Origin of the sequence: Chryseomicrobium palamuruense, assembly GCF_042649045.1 — a bacterium.
In the GTDB taxonomy this organism is placed as follows: Bacteria; Bacillota; Bacilli; order Bacillales_A; family Planococcaceae; genus Chryseomicrobium; species Chryseomicrobium palamuruense.
Window position 1 is genome coordinate 174,493 of sequence record NZ_JBHSEF010000008.1, and the last position, 6,657, is coordinate 181,149.

The 6,657-nt window shown below is 40.9% G+C and carries 7 protein-coding genes; 6 read left to right on the plus strand and 1 reads right to left on the minus strand.

Annotated features, from left to right (window positions below):
• Positions 1-10: 10 nt before the first annotated feature.
• Positions 11-928, minus strand: a complete 918-nt coding sequence (locus tag ACFO0S_RS01325) for a COX15/CtaA family protein (protein WP_378139375.1) — start codon at positions 926-928, stop codon at positions 11-13.
• A 303-nt stretch (positions 929-1,231) separates the two neighbouring features.
• Here ACFO0S_RS01325 and cyoE point away from each other — a divergent pair, with 303 nt between their 5' ends.
• The 6 genes from cyoE to ACFO0S_RS01355 all read left to right on the plus strand — a co-directional run.
• Entirely contained in the window at positions 1,232-2,152 is a 921-nt protein-coding gene (gene cyoE / locus ACFO0S_RS01330; RefSeq protein ID WP_378139360.1) for a heme o synthase, read from the plus strand.
• A 73-nt stretch (positions 2,153-2,225) separates the two neighbouring features.
• Positions 2,226-3,314, plus strand: coding sequence for a cytochrome c oxidase subunit II (gene coxB / locus ACFO0S_RS01335; protein WP_378139378.1), 1,089 nt, complete (start codon positions 2,226-2,228; stop codon positions 3,312-3,314).
• Between the two features lie 21 nt (positions 3,315-3,335).
• Positions 3,336-5,201, plus strand: coding sequence for a cytochrome c oxidase subunit I (locus tag ACFO0S_RS01340; protein ID WP_378139362.1), 1,866 nt, complete (start codon positions 3,336-3,338; stop codon positions 5,199-5,201).
• Positions 5,201-5,833: a cytochrome c oxidase subunit 3 gene (locus ACFO0S_RS01345; RefSeq protein ID WP_378139364.1), complete on the plus strand. Its 633-nt coding sequence runs from the start codon at positions 5,201-5,203 to the stop codon at positions 5,831-5,833. The genes ACFO0S_RS01340 and ACFO0S_RS01345 overlap by 1 nt, the downstream gene beginning before the upstream one ends.
• A gap of 1 nt (position 5,834) precedes the next feature.
• On the plus strand, positions 5,835-6,167 hold the full coding sequence (ctaF, locus tag ACFO0S_RS01350) for a cytochrome c oxidase subunit IVB (protein ID WP_378139366.1): 333 nt from the start codon (positions 5,835-5,837) through the stop codon (positions 6,165-6,167).
• 91 nt (positions 6,168-6,258) lie between these two features.
• On the plus strand, positions 6,259-6,657 hold a 399-nt coding region (locus tag ACFO0S_RS01355; RefSeq protein WP_378139368.1), incomplete at its 3' end, for a transposase zinc-binding domain-containing protein.

Below are 6,657 nucleotides of genomic sequence, written 5' to 3' on the forward strand. Positions count from 1 at the left end.
TGCGGGGCGTTTATCTTTTGTAATGAACTCGATTTCTTGAAACTAAAAGAATCATGTAACATAAAAGTCCAAAGAGTAATGTGATAAATAAGGAATGGAATAAAGCGACATACAAATTTAAACGTGTTAAGACAGACAACATTCCTGTCGTAGACTGTAGGGCAACAAGTGTAAAGGCGATAATCCATCCATAGTAGATGACCTTTTGTGATGTATACTCTTTGATGGCATGAATCATAATGTAGAGAATCCAGAAGAAAATTAGTGCAGCAGCTACGCGATGTCCCATTTGCACCCATTCATACATATTCGATGGAAGCACAAATTCATCGTTTCGACATAGCGGCCAATCGCGACAGATGAGACTGGAATCTGTGTGACGTACGAGTGCGCCACTATAGATCACTACATAAGAGTATAGAGTGACACCAATTGTGTGGAATCGCATTTTTCGACCAATGGCGATTTTTTCTGTTTCAAATTTCTTATCTACTTCAAAGACAAGTAAGGTAAGGAGTAGCACAGCTGCAAACGAAATAAGTGAAATTCCGAAATGCAAGGCTAAGATGAAGTCTCCTTGACCCCAAAGTACTTGTGCAGCCCCAATTAGTGCTTGGACTACTAAAAAGAATACTGCCATCACGGCTAAAAATTTTGTTTCACGTACATGGCCAATTCTACGCCATGCCCAAATCGCTAGAACTAAAATAAAAAAACTAACACCCAGTGTTACTACACGGTGGGAGAATTCAATCAACACTTCAGGGGTAATTTCTTTAGGAATTAAATTCCCATTGCAATCCGGCCAGTTCCGACCGCAACCAAGTCCACTATCTGTTTTCGTCACAAGAGCCCCACCTAAAAGGATAAGAAGCATCCCTAAAGAAGCTAAAACAGAAACAACTTTTAATAGAGGATGTATTTTCAAGCTGTCACCTTCATTTCTAGAACGTACTTTGCTCTTTGATAATAACGAAGATAGACCTAAAAAACAACGTGCAACAACAAGGGTCAAGCAATTGCCTCTTTTATTTCACAGTTTGTTCATAAATTCGTACGCTTCCCTTCACAACTCGCTGCCAAAAATCTATTACTATTAAGTTGTTAAGGAAAAAATGACATTGTAGGCCGTTAATTGCGAAATAATCGGAACTAAACTAGAAATTGAAGCTGTTTTTAGTTATAGTTAATAGTAGCAGATTATGCTTACTTTGATGAAAGGAGGCGCAACATGTCGAACGGTACGACACTTTCTGCAACAGTAGAGTCAACGAATGAAGAATCTACTACCTGGATGCAAGATTTCTTAGCACTTATTAAGATTGGAATCGTTAATTCAAATCTAATTACAGCATTCACAGGGATGTGGCTCGCATTTCAGTTGACCGGCCGAAGCTTTATACAAGACTTTCACTTAGTCGTATATGCGATGGCAGGCTCAGCATTCATTATTGCTGGATCAGCTGCTATGAATAACTGGATTGATCAAGACATCGATCCGATTATGAAACGAACTCGCAAACGACCGACAGTCACTGGCCGATTCTCAAGTCCGATGGTTCTGACGATTGCCCTAACCCTTATCGTTGTAGGCGAAATATTGTTATTTATGGCATCTACATCTGCTGGTATATGGGGACTAGCCGGCATCATTAGTTATGTCGTGCTCTATTCTATGTGGTCAAAACGGAAGCATGTCAGCAATACTATTGTTGGTAGTATCTCGGGTGCCATCCCTCCGCTTATCGGATGGGCTGCGATTGAACCAGTTCTTGGTTGGGAAGCTTGGGCTTTGTTCCTCATTATGTTTATCTGGCAACCACCGCATTTCTATGCGCTTGCTATGAAGCGAACTGAAGAATATCGCGCAGCAAACATTCCGATGCTTCCAGTAGTGAAAGGATTCAAACGTACAAAGCTTTCCATCTTGCTTTGGGTGATTGCTCTGTTCCCGGTACCATTTCTTCTGAGTTCACTTGGCCCAGGATTTTTAGTACTTGCAACAGCACTCAATATTGGCTGGCTGTATTTAGCATTAAAAGGCTACCAAACACAAGATGATTTAAAGTGGGCAACGAAGATGTTTGTATACTCACTTAACTACATGACGATTTTATTTGTCGCAATTGTGATTTTTGCAATCTTCATTTAAGACAAATAATCATGGAATAAGTACATCCGTAAAGAAGAACATTACAACTATGAAAGTGGGGTTTGATTTAGCGATGATGAAAGGGCTAAAAAAATGGCGACTCTTTTCCATGCTAGCAGCACTCATGTTTTTCTTGGCTGCATGTGGCCAAGAGCAAATATCAACATTAACGCCTAGAGGGCCAGTTGCATCAGAGCAGTTCAATCTATTGCTCTTATCAACTGCGATTATGACATTAGTTATTATTGTTGTAGTTGTGATTTACGTTTTGGCATTGATAAAATTCCGACGCTCGAAAGTGGGAGAAGATACAATTCCTGAGCAAGTCGAAGGAAACGTAAAATTAGAAATCATATGGACGATTGTTCCAATCATTTTACTAATTATTTTAGCTGTTCCAACTGTTTGGCTGACTTACACGCAAGCGGAAGTAAGCGGTATGGACGAAGTAGATGCAGAAGGAAATAAAACAGCATTAACGGTAAACGTAACGGCAAAACTATACTGGTGGGAATTTGAGTATCCTGATTTAGGTATCATTACTGCTCAAGAATTAGTCGTTCCAACTGGTGAAAAAGTATACTTTAATTTAAAAGCTGCCGATGTAAAACACTCTTTCTGGATTCCATCAATCGGTGGTAAATTAGATACAAATGTTGAAAACGTCAACAAATTCTATCTTCAGTTCGATAAGGAATCAGAAGGATTAAAAGACGGCGTATTCTACGGGAAATGTGCGGAGCTTTGTGGCCCATCTCACGCATTGATGGACTTTAAAGTAAAAACACTTAGCCGTGAAGATTTCGATGCATGGACTGCTGCAGCACTTGAAGAGCCAGTAGCACCTTCTTCTGATCTAGCTGTACAAGGTGAAGAGTTATTCGTAAACGCTGGATGTATCGGTTGTCACGCAACTTCTGCTGCGGGTACAGCGGGAGGGCAAGGTCCTAACGTTGCTACATTTGGTGATCGTAATCGTGTTGCTGGTTATTTAGAGCATGATGCAGAAAATCTTCAAAACTGGATTCAAAATCCACAAGAATACAAGCCAGGTAACTTAATGCCATCAGCTGCTGATTTAAATGGCGGAGATGATTTCACACAAGATGAGTTAGATGCATTAACAGAGTATTTAATGGGCTTAACTATAGAAAATAAGTAATAGTCGAAGGAGGTAGAAACTGTGAGCTCACTTGCACAGAAAAAAGGGTTTGGCTCCGTATTGTGGGACTGGCTAACAACGGTTGACCATAAAAAAATTGCCATCCTTTATTTAGCAACTGGTGGATTCTTCTTTGTCCTCGGTGGTATCGAGGCAATGTTGATTCGTCTTCAGCTAGCAGTTCCGGACAACGATTTCTTAAGTGCCGGTTTATATAATGAAATTTTAACAATGCATGGGACGACCATGATCTTCCTTGCCGCTATGCCTATATTGTTCGGATATATGAATGCCGTCGTTCCACTTCAAATTGGAGCACGTGACGTTGCATTTCCTTTCTTGAACTCACTTGGGTTCTGGTTATTCTTCTTCGGGGGAATTTTCCTTAACTTATCTTGGTTTATGGGTGGAGCACCTGATGCGGGATGGACGTCGTATGCGTCGCTTTCCTTGTATTCACCAGGGCCCGGAATTGACTTTTATGCACTCGGACTTCAAATCTCCGGTGCAGGTACGTATATTGCAGGGATTAACTTCCTCGTAACCATCATCAATATGCGTGCACCAGGTATGACTTACATGCGTATGCCACTTTTCACTTGGACTACATTTGTAGCGTCAGCACTTATTCTTTTTGCATTCCCGCCATTAACAATCGGTTTATTCTTCTTAATCTTTGACCGTATGTTTGGAGCAAACTTCTTTGACCACACAATGGGTGGAAATACGATTATCTGGGAGCACTTATTCTGGATCTTTGGTCACCCGGAAGTATACATTCTGATTTTACCGGCATTTGGTATCTTCTCTGAAATCTTCTCACTTTTCTCTCGTAAACGTCTATTCGGTTATTCCGCAATGGTCTTTGCGACAGTGTTGATTGGTTTCTTGGGATTCATGGTATGGGCTCACCACATGTTCACAGTAGGTCTTGGGCCAACAGCTAACGCCATCTTTGCGGTATCAACAATGGCGATTGCCGTACCAACAGGTGTTAAAATCTTCAACTGGCTTCTCACGATTTGGGGCGGTAGCATTAAAGTAACAACGCCAATGCTTTACGGATTAGGATTTATTCCATCGTTCGTAGCAGGTGGAGTAACAGGTGTTATGCAGGCAGCTGCACCACTTGATTATCAGCTACACGATTCGTACTTTATCGTAGCTCACTTCCACTACGTAATCGTCGGTGGGGTAGTACTAGCGATTTTAGCGGCACTTCACTTATACTGGCCGTTGATGTTTAACCAAATGTTAGATGAGAAATTAGGGAAAATCACATTCTGGTTTTTCTTCTTAGGATTCCATGCAACATTCTTTATTCAACACTTCTTAGGACTCATGGGGATGCCACGTCGTGTGTTTACGTTCGTAGGCGACCAAGGTTGGGACCTATTCAACTTAATCAGTTCATTGGGAGCTATTCTGATGGCCATCGGTGTTATCATATTAATTGTTAATATCGTGAAAACTATTGTACAAAACGTTCCAGCAGGAACAGATCCATGGGAAGATGGACGTACACTTGAGTGGGCTATTCCACAACCAGTACCGTTCTATAACTTCAAACGTACACCACTTGTTCGTGGTCTTGATACGTTCTGGATCGAAAAGCAAGAAGGGAACAAAGAGGGAATGTCTTACGCTGAGCCACTTAGCGATATTCACATGCCTAACAACTCCTTTATCCCATTCGTGATGTCAGTAGGTCTGTTTGTTGCAGCATTTGGTGCTCTATACAATGGTGAAAAAACATGGGCTGTTCCAGTTCTTGTGATTGGTTTAGGAATTACTCTTGTATCAATGGGCGTTCGTTCTTGGAAAGATGACCACGGTTATCACATTCATAAAGAAGATTTAATGGACGACAAAGGGGGTAAAAACTAATGGCTGAAGAAATTAAATATACCCCACAAACTTGGCCTGAACACCCGGAAACAGCAAACCTTGAAGGGCGTAATAAGTTCTTAGGTTTCTGGTTATTCCTTGGTGGAGAGACTGTATTATTCGCAAGTCTTTTCGCAACATTCTTAGCTCTTAAAAATAAAGGGCCGGAAGGTATGGAATTCACTACACAATCATTGTTCAGTGAAGGACTGCCACTTGTATTCTTAATGACGATGTTACTTTTAACATCTTCATTAACGTCTGTGTACGCAATGTATCACATGAAGAACTTCAATTTCCGTGGAGTTCAAACCTGGATGGCTGTTACAGTCATCTTGGGTCTTGGGTTCTTACTTCTTGAGATTTATGAGTTCAATCACTATGTACATTTAGGCTTCCATTATTCACATAGTGCATTTTCTTCTTCCTTCTTTACATTAGTAGGAACACACGGAGTGCACGTAGTCATTGGTCTTGGATGGATTATTCTTCTAATGCTACGAAACGCAAAACGTGGATTGTCTGTCTATACAGCTCAAAAATATTATACTGCTTCTCTATACTGGCACTTTATCGACGTTGTGTGGGTATTCATCTTCACAGTAGTATACTTGATGGGAGTGATGGGTTAAGATGGGTCACGATACACAAGTAGTTGCGCAGAACAAAACTCAATTTGAATATGCACGTCGCAAGCGTTCGAAAGCGATGCAAATGCAAGTTGTCACTTTTGCGATCATGATTTTCTTAACATTTGTTGCTTTCGCAGCTGTCGCTTCAGGAATGTCAGCATTCTACGTAGGTCCTGTTCTATTACTTCTTGCTGCAGTTCAAGTTGTTCTACAACTTTACTATTTCATGCACATGAGTGATAAAGGTCACAACGTCGCTGCTTTCTTCTTATACAGCGGTGCACTATTCGGTTTTACATTTGTCATCACATTCTTAACGATTGTTTGGTGGTAATCCAAAGCTCCCCCTGGGGAGCTTTTTTTAAAGATAAGAAAGTATATAATTTTTGATGCCATGAGCCCAGTGTTCATGGTATTTTGATTTTATGGAGACAAATATTCTTAAGCAGATTTTCTTTGATCAGAATCGTCATTGGGAGAAGTTTGTTCAAAAGCATCGCAGACTTATAAGACCGGTGGTCTTGAAAGAGATCAAAAAATTTCAAGGGTGCGGAAAGGTTGTCAATGGATTCAAATTGTTTGTGTGTGAGGGATGCCATCATACTAAAAAGGTGGCCTACCGCTGCAAAGGTAGATTCTGTACGACATGTTCAGTAGGTGAGAGTGAAGAGTGGAGTCGCATCTTGGCAAACGAGGTGATACAGGTGAACCATCGCCATGTCATCTTTACAATCGACGAGGGGTTGCGGGATATATTCCTTCAACATCGATATCTACTGAAAGACATGATGGATGAGGCCGCACGGATCATCAAAGAGTTCTTC

Bases quoted from the DNA above. Each gene is read 5' to 3' on its own strand.
- cyoE (WP_378139360.1), top strand. From the start codon at position 1,232: ATGTCGAACGGTACGACACTTTCTGCAACAGTAGAGTCAACGAATGAA.
- coxB (WP_378139378.1), top strand. From the start codon at position 2,226: ATGATGAAAGGGCTAAAAAAATGGCGACTCTTTTCCATGCTAGCAGCA.
- ACFO0S_RS01345 (WP_378139364.1), top strand. From the start codon at position 5,201: ATGGCTGAAGAAATTAAATATACCCCACAAACTTGGCCTGAACACCCG.
- ctaF (WP_378139366.1), top strand. From the start codon at position 5,835: ATGGGTCACGATACACAAGTAGTTGCGCAGAACAAAACTCAATTTGAA.